20 protein-coding genes are annotated in these 22,342 nt (G+C 54.9%); 11 read left to right on the forward strand and 9 right to left on the reverse strand.

Features of this window, described 5'->3' with window-relative positions:
* The first annotated feature begins 11 nt into the window (after positions 1 to 11).
* From I5P96_RS11755 to I5P96_RS11770, 4 genes are all read left to right on the forward strand, one after another.
* Positions 12 to 1,427 carry a PTS transporter subunit EIIC gene (locus I5P96_RS11755; RefSeq protein WP_118553856.1) on the forward strand — a complete coding sequence of 472 codons (1,416 nt, stop codon included), beginning with the start codon at positions 12 to 14 and terminating at the stop codon, positions 1,425 to 1,427.
* Positions 1,428 to 1,480: 53 nt separating this feature from the next.
* On the forward strand, positions 1,481 to 2,860 hold the full coding sequence (locus I5P96_RS11760) for a glycoside hydrolase family 1 protein (RefSeq protein WP_055186749.1): 1,380 nt from the start codon (positions 1,481 to 1,483) through the stop codon (positions 2,858 to 2,860).
* A gap of 85 nt (positions 2,861 to 2,945) precedes the next feature.
* Positions 2,946 to 4,139, forward strand: coding sequence for a macrolide family glycosyltransferase (locus tag I5P96_RS11765; protein ID WP_223382262.1), 1,194 nt, complete (start codon positions 2,946 to 2,948; stop codon positions 4,137 to 4,139).
* Positions 4,140 to 4,227: 88 nt separating this feature from the next.
* Positions 4,228 to 4,371, forward strand: coding sequence for a hypothetical protein (locus tag I5P96_RS11770; RefSeq protein ID WP_223382263.1), 144 nt, complete (start codon positions 4,228 to 4,230; stop codon positions 4,369 to 4,371).
* Positions 4,372 to 4,567: 196 nt separating this feature from the next.
* Here the strand turns inward: I5P96_RS11770 and I5P96_RS11775 are convergent, their stop codons facing one another.
* On the reverse strand, positions 4,568 to 4,819 hold the full coding sequence (locus I5P96_RS11775; protein WP_223382265.1) for a DUF6061 family protein: 252 nt from the start codon (positions 4,817 to 4,819) through the stop codon (positions 4,568 to 4,570).
* A 582-nt stretch (positions 4,820 to 5,401) separates the two neighbouring features.
* On the opposite strand from I5P96_RS11775, the gene I5P96_RS11780 reads away from it, so the two are divergent.
* Entirely contained in the window at positions 5,402 to 5,650 is a 249-nt protein-coding gene (locus I5P96_RS11780; protein WP_223382267.1) for a DUF6061 family protein, read from the forward strand.
* A 91-nt stretch (positions 5,651 to 5,741) separates the two neighbouring features.
* On the opposite strand, the gene I5P96_RS11785 is transcribed toward I5P96_RS11780, so the two are convergent.
* The 4 genes from I5P96_RS11785 to I5P96_RS11800 form a co-directional block, all read right to left on the reverse strand.
* The gene (locus I5P96_RS11785; protein WP_223382269.1) at positions 5,742 to 7,217 is read right to left on the reverse strand and encodes a glycoside hydrolase family 32 protein; all 1,476 of its coding nucleotides are present in this window, start codon (positions 7,215 to 7,217) and stop codon (positions 5,742 to 5,744) included.
* Between the two features lie 24 nt (positions 7,218 to 7,241).
* A complete protein-coding gene (locus I5P96_RS11790; RefSeq protein WP_223382270.1) occupies positions 7,242 to 8,915 on the reverse strand; it encodes an extracellular solute-binding protein in 1,674 nt (557 codons plus the stop codon).
* 76 nt (positions 8,916 to 8,991) lie between these two features.
* Complete coding sequence (locus I5P96_RS11795) at positions 8,992 to 9,927, reverse strand: carbohydrate ABC transporter permease (RefSeq protein WP_118554069.1); 936 nt, start codon at positions 9,925 to 9,927, stop codon at positions 8,992 to 8,994.
* On the reverse strand, positions 9,911 to 10,858 hold the full coding sequence (locus tag I5P96_RS11800) for an ABC transporter permease (RefSeq protein ID WP_118554068.1): 948 nt from the start codon (positions 10,856 to 10,858) through the stop codon (positions 9,911 to 9,913). The genes I5P96_RS11795 and I5P96_RS11800 overlap by 17 nt, the downstream gene beginning before the upstream one ends.
* A gap of 342 nt (positions 10,859 to 11,200) precedes the next feature.
* Between I5P96_RS11800 and I5P96_RS11805 the strand changes: the two genes are divergently transcribed.
* From I5P96_RS11805 to I5P96_RS14315, 6 genes are all read left to right on the forward strand, one after another.
* On the forward strand, positions 11,201 to 12,253 hold the full coding sequence (locus I5P96_RS11805; RefSeq protein ID WP_223382271.1) for a LacI family DNA-binding transcriptional regulator: 1,053 nt from the start codon (positions 11,201 to 11,203) through the stop codon (positions 12,251 to 12,253).
* Positions 12,254 to 12,270: 17 nt separating this feature from the next.
* Entirely contained in the window at positions 12,271 to 12,921 is a 651-nt protein-coding gene (locus I5P96_RS11810; protein ID WP_223382272.1) for a YesL family protein, read from the forward strand.
* Entirely contained in the window at positions 12,908 to 13,525 is a 618-nt protein-coding gene (locus I5P96_RS11815) for a hypothetical protein (RefSeq protein ID WP_223382274.1), read from the forward strand. Before I5P96_RS11810 ends, I5P96_RS11815 begins: the two co-directional genes overlap by 14 nt.
* Positions 13,526 to 13,561: 36 nt before the next feature.
* Positions 13,562 to 14,494, forward strand: coding sequence for a carbohydrate kinase family protein (locus I5P96_RS11820; RefSeq protein WP_223382276.1), 933 nt, complete (start codon positions 13,562 to 13,564; stop codon positions 14,492 to 14,494).
* 3 nt (positions 14,495 to 14,497) lie between these two features.
* A complete protein-coding gene (locus I5P96_RS11825) occupies positions 14,498 to 16,327 on the forward strand; it encodes an amylosucrase (protein WP_223382278.1) in 1,830 nt (609 codons plus the stop codon).
* A 342-nt stretch (positions 16,328 to 16,669) separates the two neighbouring features.
* A complete protein-coding gene (locus I5P96_RS14315) occupies positions 16,670 to 17,056 on the forward strand; it encodes a hypothetical protein (protein ID WP_411703328.1) in 387 nt (128 codons plus the stop codon).
* Here the strand turns inward: I5P96_RS14315 and I5P96_RS14320 are convergent.
* The 4 genes from I5P96_RS14320 to I5P96_RS11845 form a co-directional block, all read right to left on the reverse strand.
* Entirely contained in the window at positions 17,040 to 17,786 is a 747-nt protein-coding gene (locus I5P96_RS14320) for a recombinase family protein (RefSeq protein ID WP_411703329.1), read from the reverse strand. The genes I5P96_RS14315 and I5P96_RS14320 overlap by 17 nt on opposite strands.
* A gap of 224 nt (positions 17,787 to 18,010) precedes the next feature.
* Positions 18,011 to 19,738, reverse strand: a complete 1,728-nt coding sequence (locus I5P96_RS11835; protein ID WP_223382280.1) for an ABC transporter ATP-binding protein — start codon at positions 19,736 to 19,738, stop codon at positions 18,011 to 18,013.
* A gap of 3 nt (positions 19,739 to 19,741) precedes the next feature.
* The gene (locus I5P96_RS11840; RefSeq protein WP_223382281.1) at positions 19,742 to 21,511 is read right to left on the reverse strand and encodes an ABC transporter ATP-binding protein; all 1,770 of its coding nucleotides are present in this window, start codon (positions 21,509 to 21,511) and stop codon (positions 19,742 to 19,744) included.
* Between the two features lie 68 nt (positions 21,512 to 21,579).
* Complete coding sequence (locus I5P96_RS11845; RefSeq protein WP_223382282.1) at positions 21,580 to 22,335, reverse strand: hypothetical protein; 756 nt, start codon at positions 22,333 to 22,335, stop codon at positions 21,580 to 21,582.
* Positions 22,336 to 22,342 lie beyond the last annotated feature (7 nt).

The raw sequence follows: 22,342 nt of genomic DNA on the forward strand, positions 1-22,342 counted from the left end.
GAGGAATCAGTATGACAGACAATAAAAAGATCGCCGAGCAGGTTCTGGCGGCGGTAGGTGGAGCGGCCAATCTCAAGGATGCCACCCATTGCATGACACGCCTGCGCCTGTATCTGAAAGACGACAGCCTCCCCAAAGACGATGAGGTGAAAAAGATTTCCGGTGTGCTGGGTGTTGTGCGCGGCGGCCAGCAGTACCAGATCGTGATCGGCACCAATGTTCCGAAAGTGTATGAGGAACTGTGCAAGCTGGCAGGCATCAGCGCCAGCGCCGCCGTCAAGGATGATGCTGCTGCCGTCCAGGATGCCGCCATCACCAAACGGAAGCTGACCCCCAAGCAGGTGGGTAAGAATATCATGGGCTATCTGGCAGGCTGTATGACCCCCATGATCCCGGTGCTGCTGGCCGGAGGCTTGTTCCGTGCTGTCAACTCTATCTTTGGCCCCGACTTGTTGGGACTGTACACCCTGGAGAGCAACTTATATATCCTGTTTGATTTCTTGTACGATGCGGCGTTTTACTTTATGCCTATTCTGGTGGGTTACAATGCCGCCAAACAGCTGGGTGTCAACGGTATGCTGGGTTCTTTCATCGGCAGTGTTCTAATGGTGCCCGATTTCGCGGCTTTTGCCACCAACGGTCAAACGTTCACGGTCTTTGGCATCCCTGCTACCGTGACCAATTACGCCCAGACTGTTCTGCCTGTTATGCTGTCGGTGCCCCTGTTCTGCCTGATTTATAAACTTGTCAAAAAGTTCATGCCCGACCTGCTGACGAGCGTTTTTACCCCGTTCTTCAGCCTGATTATTTCCATGCCCTTTATCCTCTGCCTGCTGGCACCTCTGGGTACCATTGTGGGTAATGCCATCAGCGGCGGTCTTGCCTGGTTTGGCATGACCACCGGCTGGTTCGGCGTGGCTGTCATCGCCGCTCTGTGGGAGTTCCTGGTTATGAGCGGTATGCACCTGGCTCTGATGATGCCCATGATGGCCGATTTCTTCGAGACCGGCATCATCAGCGGCCCCATGAATGCGGGCAACTTTGCGACTTGGGCATGCTTCGGTGTGGCTCTGGGCGCAGCGCTCCGCCTGAAAAACAAGGATGACCGCAGCACCTCCTTTGCAGCCTTCGCTTCTGGCATTCTGGGCGGCGTCACCGAACCCACTCTGTATGGCATCTGCTTCCGCTTTACTCGTTGCTTTGTAACGATGGCCGTTGGCGGCTTTGTGGGCGGCGCCATCGCCGGCATATTCGACCTCAAGGGATATGCAATGACCTCCCCCAACTTCCTGTCTCTGCTGGGCTATGTGGGTGGTACCAATGCCAACATTGTGGTTGGCGTGGTAGCCTCCTTTGCTTCTCTGATCGTGGCAGCTGTTCTGACTTATCTGTTTGGCTTTTCCCAAAAAGATTTGGAGAGCGTTTGACTGCGTGATACCATAAAATCAAAAAGGCTGGTGTTATCGACTTGACGAAACAAATGATTTTCCCCACCAATTTCCTCTGGGGCGCGTCTACCAGCGCCTTTCAGGTAGAGGGCGGTTACAACGAAGGCGGCAAAGGCGTTGCCACCACCGATCTGGGGGCACGCCGCCCCGGCATCGCCGACAACAAAGTGGCCGCAGACCATTACCACCACTGGAAAGAGGACGTGGATCTGATGGCCGAGCTGGGCCTGAAGGTCTACCGGATGGGCTTTGCCTGGAGCCGCATCATGCCGGATGCCACCTGCACCCCCAACCCCGAGGGGCTGGCCTTTTACGACAGGCTCATCGACTATCTGTTGGAAAAAGGGATTGAACCGCTCGTTACTCTCTATCACTTCGAGTGTCCGCAGGCACTGGTGGACGCCTTCGGCGGCTGGCTCGACCGCAAGATGATCGACGCCTATCTGAAATATGCCGAGGTCTGCTTTACCCACTTCAAGGGCCGCGTCAAGCGGTGGGTCACAGTGAACGAACAGCTCATCGCCACCGCCGCCGGCATCATGAACGGCAACTTTGAGCAGGACAAGCAGAAGAACCTGCAGAACATCTACCAGATGAGCTATCATGTCTCGCTTGCCGAGCACCGGGCTATTTCGCTGCTGCGGCAGATCGACCCGGAAGCCCAAATCGGCCCGGTGTGTGCTATCCAGGTGGTCTATCCCCAGTCCAGTCGCAGCGAGGATGTTCTGGCTGCCGAGAACGCCGAAGAACTGATGGAGTTCTACCTGCTCGACCTGAGTGTCCGGGGCGAATATCCGCCCTATGTGGCCAGCTACTTAAAGAGTCATGGACTTTACCCCCAGACGCTGCCCGAAGATGCAGCCGTGCTGAAAGCCTCGACCCCCGACTTCATCGGCATCAACTATTATTTCAGCATTTGCGCCAAAGCCAAGGAGGGTCCCGTCAACTACGACCAGCCGCCCTTCTGGGTGTCGGACGCCTTCGACATCTGTGATAATCCCCACCTGCGCAAAACCGAGTGGATGGACAAGGGCATCGACCCGATGGGCCTGCATATTGGGATGCGCAAGGTCTATAATCGCTACCGTCTGCCCATGATCGTCACCGAAAACGGCATGGCCTATAGCGAAACACTAGGCCCGGACGGCCAGATCCATGATCCCTACCGCATCGAGTACCTCAAAGAGCACATCGAACAGCTGGCCATCATGATTGACGAAGGACTGCCGGTGTTCGGCTATTGCCCTTGGAGCTTTGTAGACGTGGTGTCCAGCCACCAGGGCTTTGCCAAACGATACGGCTTAGTCTACGTGGACCGCACCGAGACCGATCCCAAGCAGTGCGCCCGGGTGAAAAAGGACAGTTTCTACTGGTATCAAAAAGTGATCACCAACAACGGCCTGACAGAATAAGCCATCACCTATTTTCCCCGCAGCCGTGCGGGCAACGTCCTGCGCTGCCTGCATGGCTGTTTTGTTGTTTGAAAGGAGTTTTTGTATGCATATCGCATTCGTATCGCTGGGCGCCTTCGGGCACATCAATCCTACCCTGGCCCTCGTCACCGAACTGGTGAAGAAAGGCGTTCGAGTGACTTATTTCACCACTGAAGCCTTCCGCACTATCATTGAGCCCACCGGGGCAAAGTTCGTCGCCGTACCCTCCTGGATGGCGGAAAACGACAAGCATAATGAGGACGGCGAAAAGAAAGAGGATGACGGCGGAGTGGCCGCCGCGGTGCCCTTCCTGTTCTTAAACGAGGCAGGAGCCTACATCGACACTGTGCTGGACACCCTGAAAAACGACAAACCCGACGCTGTCGTCCACGACTTTGCGGGCATTGCCGGCACAATCGCGGCGGACAACCTCAAGGTTGCCAACGTCATGCTCTACACCAGCTACCCCTCCAACGACAGCTACTCGGTAGCCGCCGGGTTCGAGAACTGCCCGCCGGACCACCCTCTGCGCAAGGCCGCGGCGCAGTTGGCCCAGACCTATGCCGAAAAATATGGCTGCCGCCTGCTGACCGTCAAGGAGATCTTCGACGGCCACGGGGACTTCAACCTGGTCATGATGCAGAAAAAGTTGGTTCCCAATTACGAGACTTTCGATGACAGTTTCGTGTTCACCGGGGTACAGATCGGCAAGCGGACCGCCTTCGGCAGCTGGAAAGCCCCCGACAACGGCAAGCCGCTGCTGTATTCCTCCCTTGGCACTGCCTTCAACAACTGGCCCGAGTATTACCCCATCCTGTTTGACGCAGTGCGGGACCTGGACATCAACGTCTTTGCTGCGCTCGGCTCCATCGACCCCGCCAGCCTGAAGGACATCCCCGCCAACGTGGAAGTCGGTCAGATGGTGCCCCAGCTGGATATCCTGTCCCAGGCGTCGGTGTTCATCACCCACGCCGGCATGGGCGGCACCGGCGAGGCCATTTACTATGGCGTGCCCATGATTGCCATCCCCCAGATGGAGGAGCAGGCCATCACCGCCCGCCAAATCAAAAAGCTGGGCCTTGGCTGCGCCTTTCTGGATAAAAATGCCATCACCAGCGAGGGACTGAAAGCAGCTATCGTCAAGTTGCTGACCGAACCTTCTTATAAGGAGACGGCCTACGCCTTCAGCGAGGATATGCGGAGCTTGGGCGGGGCCAAGGCATCGGCGGAAGCCCTGCTGGCCTATTTGAAGCAGTAAGGATGAGATGAGACTAGTATTCTTCAAAAGATTCTACTATTGCTCAAAATCTTTTGAAGATATATAAAATTCATGGAAGATGCGCCTGGTGGCCGGCGAGCAAAATGCCACTTATGTGACCATCAATCTGGGGGAGATCTACATTGCGGACAATATCAAAGAGCAGTCCTTCGGACTGGACGGGCGGCTGGATGAGCTGCTGCCTGCTCTCCGGGAGGCGTGCGAGGCATAGCGATTTACGTATTTTCCGGACATAGCAAAACCTCCTCGTGTAGTTCTATTATCCTACACGGGGAGGCTTTTTGTCTATTTTCTACTTTTATGGGTCGGTTCAAATTTACACCTCTCCGGAGGTTTATGCAACTATTGGGATGGCTCCAAAAAATGCTGGACAACACCAGTTCAAAAATGGTGATGTCCGGCGTTTGTTAGATTTCCAGCCCGTGGCTCCCGGATGCGTTTTTCAAGTATTCCTCTGGATCACCGTTCAGAATCAAATCTGCATAGCCCAGTGGGTCATTGTAAATAAGGTAATCCAGCTCCGTCTGCTGCGCCATGGTCACATCCAGTGCATCCTCGACCCCGGTGCAATTGATGGAAATCTTTCTCCCATCCCGGAACAGCAGCTCCACGCAGCCGGTGTCCATGTTGAAATGGCACGCTCTTGCATCGTACTTCATGTTCGTGTCCTTTCTGCCTTACGGCACCTTTACAGTTGTGACTTTTGTGATACGTCTTTTTTGATAAGGTTTTGGACACACAGCCGTCGGGAAGGAGCCTTCATTCTGCTTTCCGAAGAAAACAAAAAATCCGAACCCTTCTCCTATCGAGAAAAGATTCGGATTTTCATGGTTTGGTGCACCTCCAGGGACTCGAACCCTGGGTCCACTGATTAAGAGAAACCAACGTGCAACAATCGTCAATTTTCAGAATTACGCAAATTCGTTATTTTTATCGTTTCACCGTAAATTTGCGTTTTGCATCTGCTGCATTCTTTGCACCTGTTGTTCCCTCTTGCATCCGTTATCCAGCCGTTCCGGTGTGCAAAAAGTGTGCAAAAATGTGCAGAGCCAAAATCAACCCCTTAAAACAGGTATCGGATTTTTATGCAAAGCCGGGAAATCGGTCGGGTTCGAGCCCAAAATGGCAGCTGCAATCTAGCCTGTTCAGACCGAGCATCAAATGTACATCCACAACTACGATTCATGGCAGGGATTTGGACAATCGAACAGACATCACCTTAATATAGAAAGAGGTTTCCTATGAACAAATTGCTTTCCTGCCACTATAACATGGATACCAACCGGGTGGAAGCCCGGTTTACGGACGGCTCTGCCGTTGCCATCGACTGCACCGCCATTGAGGACGAGTACGGCAACACCACGGCACAGCGGGCAGAACTGGACTGGCTGCTCTACAACAAGCCCTTGGAGTATGCACAGATGGTGCTGAGTGGCGAGATGGAACGCTACCTCTCCCTTGGCTGCGAACACGGCAGATTAGAGGACTAACCTTACATAGAAGCAACAACAGCCCCGCTTTGGTGAAGAAGAAACCAAAGCGGGGCTGTATTGATGAAGGAGAAATGAAGGGAATATCAGGTTACAGATTCAGCTCAAACTGTTCCACCGTAACAGTTGCTTTGCCATCGGCAGCAAAGGTGATGCCGTCGGCAGACTGGGGGGTATAGATCCATGCGGTCATGGTCTGCTCGCCATCGTTGGCGAAAACTTCGATGCTGTTTTTATCCAGCAGGATGCGGAGTTTGAGCGCACCGTTCTGGCTGCGGACCTTGCAGCTGCGGCGGTGTACGATGTCGGCACGGGAACCGGCATGGCTGCGGTCCAGCGTCAGCTCGGAGGTGTAGGGGTCGTAGGTCAGGCTGGTGTGATGGTCTGCATCGGCGGCCAGCTTCAGGGTGAAGGAACGGTATTCGCCGGGCTGCACCGTGACGGTCAGATCCGCCACACGACCCTGGATGCCTTCCAGAGAAGTTTCGCCTTGCACCGTCACATTTTCGTGGAAGGTGCGCTTGCCGTGGACGGCATCCAGTTCACGCACTGGGGTCTGAAGAATGCGCCCATCCTTGATGTGCAGTTCGCGCGGGCAGATGGTCTGCCCGAACCACTTGCAGCCCTTGGGCTTATCCTCGGTGTCCGACCAGGTCTGCAGCCATGCGGTCATGATCCGGCGGCCATCCGGGGCAAGGGTGGTCTGGGTGGCGTAGAAGTCGATGCCGCCGTCCATCAGCTGCACATTTTCCTTGGTGAAAGTGTGGGTGACTTCGTCGTAGCTGCCGATGAAGGCAATCACGTTGTGACCGTTGTGGAACTCGCCCTTGGGCAGCATCTCCATGGGCCCCAGCATCAGGACCTGTTTGCCGTCCAGTGGGAAGAAGTCCGGGCACTCCCACATTTTGCCGTACTGATTGTTGCAGCGTTCCAGCACCGTGACAAAGTGCCAGTCGAAGCCGTCCTTGCTCTGGAACAGTGCCGCTGCGCCGCTGCCATCCTCGGCAAGGCAGACGGTGACGGCGGAGTAGGTGCCGTCGGCCTCGCGCCAGATCTTGGGGTCCCGGAAGTCGAACTTACTGAAGCCTTCCGGCAGGTCTTTCTGGGTCAGCACCGGGTTGCAGGCGGGCTTTTCGTAGTCGAGACCGTCACCGATGGCAATGCTCTGGGTCTGGATGTCCCGCATCTCCCCATTGGGCTGCTTCTCTGCGATCACGCTGGTGTACATCAGCAGCTGCTTGCCGTCATCCATCTCGGTGGCAGAACCGGAGAAGCAGCCGGGGCCGTTGTCTGCGGGGGAATCCGGGGCAAGTGCACAGGGCAGATACTCCCAGTGCAGCAGGTCGGTGCTGACCGCGTGCCCCCAGTGCATGGGCGCCCACCGCACATCGTAGGGATTATACTGATAGAACTGGTGATACTTCCCTTTATAATAAGAGAAACCGTTGGGATCGTTCAGCCAGCCCACATAGGGAGTCATGTGGTAAGCAGGGCGTTCCGCCGGGGAAATGGCAGCGCCGTGCTCGGCCTCGTAGGCACGGGCTTTTTGTAAAGTTAAATCGTTCATGGAATCCTCCAAAGGAAAGAATTCTTATGCGTAGTAAGCATCCAGATATTTCTGCATAATGCCCAGATAGTCGGACAGGCCGTAGTCTTCCAGCTTGCTCAGATATTCGTTCCACTCTGCATCCGTAGTGCCGTTCATGATCCAGTCAGCCTTCTGCGTATTCATGTAAGTCTGCAGATCTGCCTGCAGGTTCGAGACCTGCTCGGTGTCCTCATTGCTCATAAAGACATTGGGATAGACATAATCGTTGTTCATATCCGGGGTGTAGATATCCTTGATCCAGTCCAGACGATACTGTGCATCGTCCGGGCAGGTAACGTATACACCATAGTAATCATCCAGAACCGCCAGAGGCCCGCCGACACACTGCGCCTCACGGACTTCCACGGGAGAAGCATCGCCCAGAGGAGCGTGCTTCAGCATGGGCTCACCCTTATCGTTGGTGGACAGTTCAAAAATGTTAAAGCCTTCCTCGTCGCCGTAAGTACCCCAGTTGTTCTGCGGAGACTGGAGGGGCGCGTACATCTGATCCAGCCATGCACAAACCAGTGCAGGATTCGCCGCCTTTGCGGTGACAACGCACTTGCCGCGGCCAAAGCCGCTGGTGAAAGAACCGTTCTGCGGGGTGATATTGCGGGTATCGGCGGTCAGAGCAGGCAGCGGCTCCCAGTCGGTCAGGTTGTCAATGTTGGCAATATCCCAGCTGAAGCAAACACCATAGCGGCCAGCCTTGCCCTTGGAAACATAGGTGGACCACTCCTGCGTGAAGCACTCCGGGTCGATGAGCTTCTCGGCATACAGCTTGTGCAGCCAGTCCAGACCATCGCGGTAGCCCTGCTGGGTGGCGGCACAGATGACTTTCCGGTCGTTGGTAACGGCAATATGGCGGTCCTTGTCAGCATCGCCGTAGCCTTCGCCAAAGCCATTGATGAGGATGCTGGGGTCCTGATCGCCGTTGTTGACGATGCAGGACATGGGGATGATGTCGCCGTCAATGCCATACTCTGCCTTGATAGAAGCGGCGTTATCACGGAATGCCATCAGCACCTGCTCAAACTCGTCCACTGTGGTGGGCATCGACAGACCGAGGAAGTTCAGCCACTTGGTATTGATGAAGCTCATGTTGCCAATGGTCTGGATGGCGGTCTTTTCGGAGCCGAGCTGCTCGATCCAGGGCAGTGCCCAGATGTGGCCCTCGCTGTCGGTGCACATGGTGCGGTACTCCGGGTACTGCTCAAAGACCTTCTGGAGATTCGGCATATTGTTGTCAATGTAGTCTTCCAGATTGAGGATGACGCCCTGATCTGCGTAGCGCAGCAGATTGCTGTCGGTAAAATCAGCAGTAAAAACGAAATCCGTCAGGGTGTTGGGGTTGGACATATTCAGGGTGATCTTATCGCTCCACTGGTCGGACTGGATGGCGGTCCAGTCGATGTGCACATTGGTCTGCTCTTCCAGACGCTTGAAGATGGTGCGGTTGTTCGGCTCGGATTCGCTGCCCACAGGGAAGCTGGTCATACCGGTAAAGGTGACCTTTTCGGACAGCGGAAATTCAACGGCACCGGTTACGTCCACAGCTGCGGCAGCAGAATTGCTGCTGCCAGTGGATTTGCCGCCGCCACAGGCAGACAGAGCAGCGGCAGAGCCAGCCAGAGCGCAGACCTTGAGGAAGTTGCGGCGAGAGATCAGCTTTTTCATGGTATTTTCTCCTTTTTCATGTTTCTTTTTTCGTGTAACAGATGAGCGTACCAGCTCATAAAATTCTGGAATATCCTCAGCCTTTAATGGAACCAGCCATGATGCCGGCATCAAAATACTTCTGGAAGAAGGGATACATCACCAGCAGCGGCAGACTGGAAATAATAATGGTTGCATATTTGAGCAGCTCTGCCATCTTCGCACGTTCGGCAGTGCTCTGGATATCTGCGATCATGCCGGATTCCGGCTGGCTCTGGATCAGGATGGAACGCAGCACCAGCTGCAGCGGCTGCTTCGATGCGCTGTTCAGGTAGATCATGGCGTCAAAGTAGCTGTTCCACATTGCCACGAACTGCCACAGAGCCAGAACTGCCACCACCGGCATACAGACGGGCAGCAGGATCTTGAAGAAGTAAAGCATCTCGCTGGCTCCATCCACATCTGCAGCTTCACGCAGCTCACGCGGGATGCCCTGATAATAGGTACGGGCAATGATCATGTTCCACACGCTGAATGCTCCCGGCAGAATGACCGCCCACATGGAATCCAGCAGACCCAGATTGTTGATGAGCAGGTAGGTGGGGATCAGACCGCCGCTGAAAAACATCGTGATCACAAACAAGGTGTTGAAGATCGTTTTGCCTTTGAAGTCCGGCAGCGACATGGGATAAGCGGCAAGCATCGTCACCGCTACCGAGATGATGGTGAAGATGATCGAGTAAAGGATTGCGTTCCTGAAGCCGACCCAGATCTGCTTGTCCGAAACGACACGCTGATAAGCATCCAGACTCCACTTGCTGAAATCAAAGGAAATGCCCTTGTTTTGCAGAGTGACCGGGTCCATAAAGGACGCGATGACGATGTAGATCATCGGAACGATGATCGCCAGCAGGAACAAGCCCAGAAGTGCGTAGCCGCAGTACAGGATGATCTTATCTTGTCTGGTGTAGAGGGCCATTTTTGATTTTTTCTGTTTTGCCATGGTAAACCCCTCCTTACAAGCCCTTGCCATCGTTCATTTTGGCAACGACCTTGTTCACTGCGATCAGCAGGATGACGTTGACAACGGTGTTGAACAGACCGACTGCCGTGGAAAAGCTGTAATCGCCGTCCAACAGGCCCTTTTTATAAACGTACGTTGCAATGATTTCGGCAGTGTTCAGGTTCAGGTCCGTTTGCAGGGCATAGGCTTTTTCAAAACCGATGCTCATGATGTTGCCTGCCTGCAGGATGAACTGAATAACAACCATATCCTTAATGGCGGGCCACTCCACCGTCATGATCTGCTGGATCAGGTTTGCGCCGTCGATCATCGCAGCTTCCTTCAGATCTTTGCTGGCATTAGAAAGGGATGCGGTGTACATGATGGAGGCCCAGCCGGCACCCTGCCAGATGCCGCTGATGATGTAGATGGGGCGGAACGCTTCCGGCAGCGTCATGAAGTTGATGCTGGTGTGAAGCAGGCCGTTCACCGGGCCGGTGACACTCAGCAGCACTCGGACGATGCCGCACAGCACGATGACCGAGATGAAGTTGGGCATATACAGCACCAGCTGCACCTTCTGCTTGATCTTCTTGCTCTCGATACGGTTGAGCAGGAATGCCAGCAGGATGGGGATCGGGAAGCCCCACAGCAGACCGTAGACGCTCAGCTTCAGGGTGTTGATCAGATAACGCTGGAAGTCCGGCGAGGACATGAAGCGGGTAAAGTTTTTGAAGCCTACCCACTCGCTGCCCCAGATGCCCCTGAAGGGATTGTACTTCTGGAATGCGATCAGCACACCGCCCATGGGAGCGTACTTAAACACCAGCGTCAGCGCCACGGCAGGCAGCAGGAACAACAGGTAAAGCTGCCAATGCCGTTTGATGTAGACCCATGTGTTGTGCAGCTTGCGTTCTGCTGTCAGCATAGCCGTTTCCGGCGAGGCCGTCTTTGCTTTCATGAATCATTCTCCTCCTTTTGATTTGTGTTTTACATTTGCACCTTTGAATTTTACGTTTTTCGCTTCAATTGTGCAAATGTAAACTTCCTTAATTCATTTATACCACTCAAGCAAGCGAATGTCAACGATAATTTATGGTATACATCAACAATTACTGTGGATTCGTACAGATGCACAAATCCGAACGTGCGCAAATATGCAAAATGATGATTTGCATTTTTGCATTTGACTAATTTGTGCATTTGCACTATACTGGAGTCATAAAGAATAAGATCCGTCACCAGACTTTATCTATAAAAGAAAGAACATCCGCCTCTGTATTATAAAGAAAGAGGATGACTTATGGCAACCAAGGTCACCATTCAGGATATTGCAAACGAACTGCAGCTTTCCCGCAACACCGTTTCAAAGGCCATCAACAACACCGGTGTGCTGGCAGATGCCACACGGGAGAAGATCCTGCGCAAAGCCGCTGAAATGGGCTATAAGCAGTTTGCCTATCTGCCGCTGTTTCAGGAAGACGCTGCAAAAGCAGCGCCTTCCATTCTGCCGAGTGACAAACGGGAGATCGCCATGCTGACGACCCAGTTTCTGAGCAGCTCTCACTTTTCCTCCATGATGCTGGATCGTTTCCAGTCGGAAATCGACCATCTGCACAGCGGCATGACCATTCATCGCATTTCTCCCACAGAACTGAAAGAGAAAAAACTTCCATCTTCTCTCAACATCCAGCGCACAGCCGGCATCATCTGCTTTGAAGTATTCGACTATGACTACGCACAGATGCTGTGCGATCTGGATGTTCCGCTGCTGTTTGTAGACACCCCTGTGATGGAGATGCGTCCTCCTCTGAAAGCTGACCGCCTTTATATGGAAAACCGCACTGAGATCCAGAATGCAGTGGCCCACATGGTCCAGCGCGGCAAAAAACGCATCAGCTTTGCGGGGGATAAAAACCACTGTCAGTCCTTCTTTGAGCGCTATATGGCTTATAAGGATGCAATGGAGCACCTTGGTCTGACAGAAGGCCTGAGCACCTGTGCGATGCCATCTGGACAGCAGAACTATCCGGCATCCCTGTACGAAACCATCCGTCGGTTCAAAACGATGCCGGAGGCCTTTGTCTGCGCCAATGACTTTGTTGCCATGGATCTGGTCAAGGCATTGAATGAGCTGGGGTATTCGGTTCCCGATGATATCTGGGTCTGCGGCTTCGATGACAGTCAGGAGGCTTCCTACTTTGCCCCCCGTCTGACTTCGATCCATATCCATGAACAGATCATGGGCTACACCGCTGCCAATCTGCTTATGACCCGCATCGAAGAGCCATCGCTGAACTATCGCACCGTCTATACGGAAACCAACCTGATCCTGCGCGAATCCACAGGAGATTGAGCGAAAGGAGAACCCCCATGCGTGATCTGTGCAATACGGACAAGCCGCTGTTTGCTGTGCTGACGAAATTGACTTACAGTGCGTACCTGAACATCTTATGGCTCGTGTGCAGCCTGCCCATCGTTACCATAGGGGCTTCTACGACCGCCTTGTTCTACGTCACACTCAAAATGGCGGAAGATCGGGACGATGGTCTGACCCGGATGTTTTTTAAGGCGTTCCGGGAAAATTTTAAGCCCGCCACAAAACTCTGGCTTATCCTGCTGGCAGTCGGCAGTTTCCTGGCTGCGGATGGCTTTGTGCTGCGCCGAATGTGGAGCGAAAACATTTTCTGGACGCTGCTCACTGCAACACTTATTGGTGCGGCAGTTCTGTACGGCATCGTTCTGCTGTATGCCTTTCCTCTGCTGGCACGGTTTGAAAACACCACCTTCGGCATCCTGAAAACAGCGTTTCTCGTGGGTGTCCGGTATCTGTTTTGCACCCTGCTGATGGCGGCGATCTATGGCATCATGGGGTACGTCATGGTGTTTGTGTTCACGCCTGCATTCCTGCTGGGCATGGGCTTCTGCGCCATGCTCTGCTCCTTTCTGATGCTTCGGATCCTCTATCTGATCGGTGGAGACCCTGATGCAGTACACGAGGAATACGACCATGACAAAAACTGACCGGGATACGCTCCGCTCCCTCCATGGGCGCAAAAAGTGGGAGCACATCTGGGCATATTACAAGCTGCCCATTGCGATCGTGCTCATCGTCATCTATATCCTTGGCTATGCAGCCTACCGCCATGTGACGAAAAAAGAGGATGTGCTTTACCTTGGTCTGGTAAATATCACTGCCGGGTCTGATCTGACGGAACAGCTTACCACCGGCTTTGCCGAGGCGCAGGGTCTGACCAAAAAGCAACAGGTCGATCTGCTGTCCGGCTTGCTGCTCAGCGAAAGCGAACACGCAGAGGAGCAGTATGTATATGCTTCGGAGATGAAGCTGCTGGGTGCAGTCAGTGCCCAGCGGTTAGATGTTGTTCTGATGGACGAATATGCACGGGACCGACTGTTGGCAGATGATTATTTTCTCGATCTGCGGACACTGGATGCGTCTTTCCATGCACTGTCGGGTCTGAACGCCGGTGGGACCGTGCTGGATATTTCGGACACGCCGTTTGTCAGGCAGGCAGGTTTTTCTGGCAAGGTCTATCTTGGGGTGGTGCAGAATGCACCGCACCCGGAGCGTGCAGCCGCTTACATTCATTATCTGTTCCAGCGGTGATCGTTGGGTTTCACATCAAAAATAAGGAGAAGTATCATGGACATTTTAACGATTGGTGAAGTTTTGATCGACCTGACCCAGACCGGCAAGGATGCGCGCGGCATTCCTCAGTTTGCCGCAAACCCCGGCGGTGCCCCGGCCAATCTGGCGGTGGCTGCTTCCAGACTGGGCGCACAGACCGCCTTTATCGGCAAGGTGGGTGCGGATGCCTTTGGCCGCTACCTGAAAGAGGTTCTGGCAGAAAACAAGGTAGACGTTTCCGGCATGGCGGTGGATGCAGACCACCCCACCACCATGGCGGTGGTCTCGGTGGATGCCACAGGTGAGCGGGATTTCAGCTTCTACCGCAGTGCCAACGCTGACGTGATGCTGTGCAAAGAGGATATTTCGGACGAGGCTCTGAAAGCTGCCAAAATCGTCCACTTCGGTTCTGTCAGCCTCACCGCTGACCCCTCCCGCACTGCCACACTGGACGCTGCTGCTCGTGCCAAAAAGCTGGGTGCTACCATCACCTACGACCCCAATTACCGTGCCAACCTCTGGAAGAACAAAGAGGATGCCATTGCCCAGATGAAAGCACCCCTGCCGCTGGTGGATATTCTGAAAGTATCCGATGAAGAACTGCCTCTGCTCACCGGCACCACCGACTGCGAAAGCGGCACGGCACAACTGGCACAGAACGGCATCCGGCTGATTTTTGTCACCTTGGGTGCAAACGGCGTATTCTACCGCTTTGGGGACAAAACCGGCCATGTGGCAGGTGTTCCCTGCAAGGTGGGCGACACCAACGGCGCAGGCGATACCTTCTTTGGGGCTGCCCTGTCCAAGCTCTGCAAGGAGAAGCTGGACACCCTGACCGTGGACAAGCTGGAAAGCATTCTGGCCTTTGCCAACAAAGCGGCCAGCATCACCACCAGCCGGCATGGTGCTATCCCCGCCATGCCCACCCTTGCAGAAGTGGAGGGCTGAATCATGGCAGCAAAACAGGAATTTGCGTCCCGGTTCGCCAAACATAAAGATGAGCTGGAATGGCTGTTCATGGAACTGTACCACAACCGGGAAGGGCTGGAGGTTCTGGAACAGGAGATGGCAGACGCCTACAACGCCCGCAGTGCCGAGCTGAAAGCGCTGGACAAGGCGCGCTCTGCCGACCCGGAGTGGTACAAGCGGGGCAATATGTTCGGCATGACCATGTACACCGACCTCTTTGCCGGAAATCTGAAAGAACTGGCGAAGAAGCTGCCCTACCTGAAAGAGCAGAAGCTGACCTATCTGCACCTGATGCCCCTTTTGCAGATGCCCCATCCCCACAATGACGGCGGCTATGCGGTGGAGGATTTCGACACCGTAGACCCGGCCCTTGGCACCAACAAGGATCTGGAAAACCTGACCCGTGAACTGCGGAAAGCCGGCATCAGCCTGTGTCTGGATTTTGTCATGAACCACACCGCCAGCACCCACCGCTGGGCGATGGCGGCAAAGGCGGGCGACCCGTGGTTTCAGGCCTATTACCATCTCTATGACGACCGCACCATCCCCGACCAGTACGAGCAGACTGTGCCGCAGGTGTTCCCCAACACTGCACCCGGCAACTTTACATGGTGTGAGGAGATGCACAAGTGGGTGCTGACCACCTTCCACGACTACCAGTGGGATCTGAACTACGGAAACCCGGCGGTGTTCGTGGACATGACCAAGAGCATTCTGCACCTTGCAAATCTCGGTGTGGAAGTGTTCCGCATTGACGCAGTGCCTTATATCTGGAAGCAGCTGGGCACCACCTGCCGCAATCTGCCGCAGGTGCACACCATTGTGCGGATGCTCCGCATGGTGCTGGAATGCGTCTGCCCGGCGGTCATCCTCAAGGGCGAGGTGGTCATGGCACCCAAGGAGCTTGCCGCCTACTTCGGCACACCCGAAAAGCCGGAATGCCACATGCTCTACAACGTGTCCACCATGGTCAACCTGTGGGGTGCCCTTGCCAGCCGGGACACCCGGCTGCTGAAAGCGCAGCTGGATGCCCTCCACGCCCTGCCGGACAACTGCTGGTTCGTGAACTACCTGCGCTGCCACGATGACATCGGCTGGGGTCTGGATGAAGCGGTGGAGAATAAGCTGGGCATCGACCCGCAGAAACACAAGGAATATCTGTACCACTTCTATGAGGGCAATTTCCCCGGCAGCTGGGCAAAGGGCGAGCTGTACAACTACGACCCTGCCACCGGCGATGCCCGGAGCTGCGGCACCACCGCCAGCCTGTGCGGCGTGGAGCAGGCACTGGAAAAGGACGACAAGACCGCACTGGACTACGCGGTGAAGCGCGACCTGCTGCTGCACACTGCCATGGCGTTTTTGCAGGGCTTCCCCATGCTGAACTGCGGCGATGAGATTGCACAACTCAACGGCTGGGATTACAAAAACGACCCCGACCGTGTGGAGGACAGCCGCAACCTGCACCGCACAAAATTCAACTGGGAGGATGCAAAGCAGCGCACCCGGAAGGGCACGCTGCAAAACCAGCTGTGGCAGGGCATGGAGCAGCTGCGCCAAATGCGGGCAGACCCCTGCTTTGCCCCGGATGCGTGGGTGACCACATGGGACAGCCATAACCCCGGCGTGCTGGCGCTGGTGCGCAAGCGCGGCGAGGAGACGCTGGTGGGACTGTTCAACTTTACCGAGTACCCGGCAGGGGCAAGTCTGGACGCTCTGGGCGGTGAATATCACACCCCGGAGGGCACTTCCGTCTGGCTGGCGGATGTGGAGCTGGAGCCGTATCAGGCGCTGCTGGTAAAAAATAAATAAGTAAAACGAGCCCACCTGGTTCTCTCTTTTTCCCAAAGTTTTCCTTATTTTTTCTTGCACCCTGCCGAAATCGGCGTGTTTTCAAAAGCTCGCGTTTGCGCAGCGGAGTGGAGCAATCATAACCTCGCGTGGAAACGCGGGGTATGCAGAACGGCCCCATAGGGGCCACAATACCAGCCGCGCCTAAAGGCGCACAATGAGCGACGTCAACCGCATACTGACGTCGCTCTTACTTTCTCATACTATCCGCAGGTACTTCTGGCGAATCGTCGTCATCGAAGTCAGCTACATTCTTGAACGGATCTTCGTATTCCTTGAAGGAAGAACGTCAAATCTTACGATTTGACGTTCAATATCTGGCGTGCCTCGCGCACTCATATCCGAACTTTTCTCCGCTTTCACGGCTTCCCTGAAAGCGACCGTTTCCGTACCTTCCTTATAATTAAAGGTAATGAGAATCTTATCATCGTAGAGATAGATGGCATTGATGAAGGTATCCACCAGTGCCTGCCGCTGCTCCGGCTGGGTCATATCCAGCTTGCGGAAGCGGAGCAGCCATCGCAATCCAACTTTTTAATCGTTTGCAACATCGTTGGATTGCATATCGCAAAATATGCCAGTCAGAACAGTATTCCAAACTTGCCCTTGCGATTGAACCGGACGAATTCTTCTTTCACCTTCGGCTTAGCCAGCCGCTCCTTGGTGGAGCTGGTCAGGATTCCGGCCTGAATCGCATTGAGCATATTCTGGATACCTGATTCCGCATCCCGGAGCTGCTTCTCATAGAGGGGAAGGTTGGTATTCTCCCGGTCCTGCAGCTCCATGACCTTGGCGATGATGGATTCCATAGCAGCATCGTCCCGGACAAGTTGCATGGTCTGATTGACCACCAAATTTTCCAGCCACTGTTTGCGGACGGTCTTTTTCTTGCAGCCCTTGTGCTTTTTTGCGGTAGCACATTCTCAAAACGGCGGTCGGCATTGATGGTGTACCCGAATGGAATCGCACCACCGGTAAACTTGCCTTTGAGAGCGTTCTCGGTCATGCCGCGCACGACCTTTTCGGACAGGTCAGCCGAGTAGTATTCCGCATAGCCCTCCAGAACAGACTCCAGAATGATGCCCTCCGGGCCAGCCGAAATGACTTCCGTAGCCGATACCAGCTTCACACCATTGCGTTTCAGCTGGGTCTTGTACCGTGCGCTGTCGTAGCGGTTCCGAGCAAAGCGGTCAAGTTTCCAGACGATGATAACATCAAAGATGCCACGTTCACTGTCTTTGATCATCTGTTGGAACTGCGGGCGGTTGTCCGTTTTTGCAGAAACGGCACGATCGATGTAGTGTTTGACCACCGTAAAGCCGTTCTTCTCCGCATAGGCGGTGCATTCCCGGATCTGACCTTCAATGGATTCTTCGCGCTGACTGTCAGTAGAATAGCGGGCATAGATCACGGCGGTCATGGCAGACGCCTCTCTTTATACGTCAATAAACGGTGGAACGTTCTTTCAAAGCAATGTTTCGTATAATGGATATACCACAGTTTTCAACTGAATGCAAGACTTTTTCCAAATATTGCAATTCAACTTTTTAATGCAACAGAAACAGCGTTGGATTGCATATCGCAAAATATGCTGTTTTCATGTTGCACTAATTTCTTGCCTTGCGATAAAAGCCGCCATCATTCTCAGATCGTCCAATTCTGGCTTGCCGACTGCAGATCCACCATGTGGGTATACAGCCCCTTCCGGGCGTACAGCTCTGCCGGGCTGCCCTGTTCGGCCACGATGCCGCCCGACAGCACCACCACCTGATCCGCACCGGCTACAGTGCGCATCCGGTGGGCAATGATCAGCACCGTCTTGTTCCGAATCAGCCGGGAAAGAGCCTCCTGAATGGCAGTTTCGTTTTCCACATCCAAGCTGGCGGTGGCCTCGTCCAGCAGGATGATAGGCGCATCCTTCAGAAAAGCACGGGCGATGGAAATGCGCTGACGCTCGCCGCCGGAAAGGGCGCAGCCGTTCTCGCCGATGTTCGTGTTCCACTTGTCCGGCAGCTTTTCGGCAAATTCCTCGCAGTTTGCCAGCTTTGCCGCCGCAAGGACCTCCTCGTCGGTGGCACCCTTGCGCCCCAGACGAATGTTTTCCAGGATCGTGTTGTCAAACAGCGTCACATCCTGAAACACGATGGAATACAGGCTCATGAGCTTTTCCGGGTCGATTTGGGAAACCTCCATGCCGCCCACGGTGATGCTGCCCTTCTGGTAATCCCAGAACCGTGCTGCCAGCCGGGAAACAGTGGTCTTGCCGCCGCCGGAGGGGCCCACCAGTGCCGTGACCTCGCCCTGCTTTGCGGTAAAGGAAACATCCCGCAGCACCGTCTTGCCAGAGTTATAGGCAAAGCCCACATGGTCGAACACGATATCGCAGCCCTGATTGGTCAGCTGCTCGCTGCCGGTCTGCAGGGAAGCGTCCAGAATCTCATTCATCCGCCCCACATTGGTACGCATGGCGATGACCGCCGCCAGATTCTGCAAAGCCCCCTGCATGGGGTCGTACATCCGGGATGCCGCCATCAGGAACAGAAACAGGGTCAGTACATCGATACTGCCCTGCACCAGCAGCACCGAACCGGTGAGCGCCACCGACGCAATACCCAGCTTGAGCACCATGCCGGCGGAGGACACAAACAGCGCTGTTTCCAGCTCTGCCACAATAGACTGCTTTTCCACTGCCCGAATTTTGTCGGAAAGGCCAGACAGATACCGCTGCTCCGCATTGCTGGCTTTCAGGTCCCGGAGGGTCTCGATGTACTCCTGAATGCCGTCCGCACAGGCCATTTTCGCCGCCATGGTCCTGGCCTGCACCTTATCCTGTACCCGATAGCTGCCCACCACGATGGCAGCGGATACCGGAATGACCCACAGAGCCGCCAGTGCCATCCGCCACTCAAAGGCGAACAGGCTCAGGGCAATGAGCACGGTAGAGATGAGGGAACCGAACAGACCGGGGATGAAGTGGGAGCAGTCCTTTTCCAGTACCTCGCAGTCCGCCATGATGGTGCTGGTCAGGTCGGCAAGATCCCGCTTGCCAAAGAAGGACAAGGGCAGCTTGCGCAGCCGCTCTGCAAGGGTCAGGCGGCGGGTGCCGCTCTCTTTATAGGTGGTAAAATAGGTGCCGTTGTACTGGAACCATGTGGTCAGCAAAATCAGCGCAAAGCAGGCCGCACACCCCAGCAGATAAAAGGCGGTTCTCCCGCTCGCGGAGCCTGCCAGCAGATCTTTTACCAGAAGATACAGCAGCCCGGTGGGCAGCATGAACGCTATGTTTTGGAACGCACAGGCCAGAACGCCCTTTACAAGCCCCTTTGCGCCCTCCGGGGAGCTGGCCGTGGCGTGTTGAATTTTTTCGATCATCCTTTACCCCTCCTTTGCGACCTTCCACTGCACCGAGGCCTGATAATCCTGCCACATCCGGGCAAACAGGCCGTTCTGCGCGCACAGTTCGTCCTTTGTGCCGGTCTCCGTAATACGCCCATCCTGCACCACATAGATGCAGTCGGCGTTGGCTACGGTAGACAGGCGGTGTGCGATCATCAGCACGGTTTTGCCCTTGGCAAGTCGGGCAAAGGCTGCCTGCACTTTAGCTTCATTATCCGGGTCGGCAAAGGCGGTGGCCTCGTCCAGGATCAGGATGGGTGCATTTTTCAGCATGGCGCGGGCAATGGCAATGCGCTGCTGCTCGCCGCCGGACAGATACACGCCCTTGGTGCCAATGACGGTATGGATGCCCGCCGGGAACTTTTCTATAATATCCATGCACTGCGCGGCTTTCAACGCTGCCAGCACCTCGGCTTCGGTGGCCTGCGGTCTGCCCAGACGGACGTTATCCAGAATGCTGCCCTTGAGCAGGCGGCTGTTCTGGAACACAAAGGAGATGGCATCCATCAGCTCTTCCTTGGGGATATCCCGCACATCCGCTCCGCCCACCCGGATGCTGCCGCTCTGCACATCAAAGAATCGGCAGACAAGGTTTGCCAGCGTGGATTTTCCGCCGCCGGAGGGGCCCACAAAAGCCACAGTCCGTCCCGGCTGAATGTCCAGAGAAACGCCCTTGATGACCTCGGTTTTTCCGTCGTAGCTGAAATGCACATCCCGCAACGTGACAGAGGAATCCTTCGGGTGCTGCGGAACAGCCTGAACCTGCATGGGTGCTGCCTCCAGCACCGAGTCGATGCGTGCCAGCGCATCCGCTACCACCATCTTGTTCTCGCTCATGTACATTATGCGGGTCAAAGTCAGGGAGATCACCGGCGTGATGATGATATAGAACAGCAGGTTCAGCAGAAATTCCGGGGTCACGCCGTGAGCCGTGAACAGCAGCCCGCCCGCGATCAGAAAGGCGAACACGCCGTTGACGGCGGCGGTGTAGAACATCATGGGCAGGCGCAGTTCTTTGGTATAGGAGATGACCCACTTTTCGTACTCATCAATGGCGGCCTTGAACTTTTTGAAGGAAAACACACTCTGCCCGAAGGTCTTGACCACCGGAATGCCCCGGACGTATTCCACTGCCTCATTGGACATGGCCTCCAAGGCGTTGCCGTACTGCCGCATTTTTTCAGCCATCCGCTTGCCGGTCATGGTCGCCATAATGAGGAAAGCCAGCACCACCGGCGCAAGGCTCAGCAGACCCAGCCTCCAGTCGAACGCCAGCAGCAGCACCAGCAGCCCCACCGGGGTGGCGATGGCGTTGTACTGGTCGGGCAGCTGGTGGGCAAGATAGGTCTCGGCGGCTCCGGTGCTTTCGTGGATGATCTTGCGCAGCTTGCCGCTGCCAAAAGTTTCGGCAAAGCCCAGCGGCAGCACCGCCAAATGCTCCGACACCGCCAGCCGCAGATTGGTCGCCACCCGGAACGCCGACAGGTGGGAGCACATCAGCGCCGCAATGTAAACAAGGTAAGACAACACTGCAAATAACACTGCCATCCAGCCATAATGCGGGATGTTCACCGCCTGCGCATAGTCAGGTGCGACAGCCAGCACATCCCGCAAGATCATCCAGATATAGAGGAACGGGATCAGCGCCATCAGTGCGCTGACAGCGGAGAGCACCAGTGAAGCATAGGTGAATACCCGATGTCCGCCTGCATAGCCCATCAGCCGGGAAAAGTCCGATCGTTTTTTCAATCAAATCACATCCTTACCGTAATATTGCCATGCGTACCGCCTGACATGACCGGGTGCGCATGTGCCGTTTATTCTGCCTCAGACAAATTTTCCGTGACGAAAAGTTCAATGACATTTTCCATAGTTGCCTGATCATAGTCCTCTGCGATGGCGGCAGCATTCCAATAAGCATAATTTCCTTCATACCAGCTCTGCAGGTCGTCGAGATCCTCTGCATAGCGGAATTCCAGATGATACGTCGTTTCCATCGTATCGGGCGCAAAGGCAAAGTAGGTAAACTCCCCGGAATCCGCATCCTCGCTCTGGTAGAAGAGGAAGCTGTTTTCATTGTCCACATCCAGTTTCTGGTAGGTGTGTGCAAACACTTTCTGTCCTTGCGCATCCAGACCGGTGATGGTGTCGCCATTCATCACGAATTTTTCCACGCCGCCCAGAAAATAGCAGTTGAACGCCGTGCTGTCCGGATCTGCTGCATATTTTTCAACAGCCTCCTCGCCATACGGCTCTGCCATGCACATTCCCAGCAGCATATCCGTAGCCGATTCCGCATTGTCCTCGCCTACCAGCGGAGTCGCAGCGTCGATCCACAAATTCCGGTATTCACTCTTTGCCATCTCCGGGAACAGTTCCACATAAGTCCCGCTGATACCAGACAGATAATCCTCCGCATCCATTACCTGACTTGCGGAAGCCGAAGAAGCCACCGAGGAGGAAACGCTGGATGCCGAAGACGCTGTGCTTGCGCTCTGCTGGCCGCAGCCGACAGCAGACAGCAGGCAGACCGCAGACAAGGCCACTGCAACAAATTTCTTTTTCATCATCATATGAAAG

The sequence above is a fragment of the Faecalibacterium prausnitzii genome (assembly GCF_019967995.1).
In the GTDB taxonomy this organism is placed as follows: domain Bacteria; phylum Bacillota; class Clostridia; order Oscillospirales; family Ruminococcaceae; genus Faecalibacterium; species Faecalibacterium prausnitzii_E.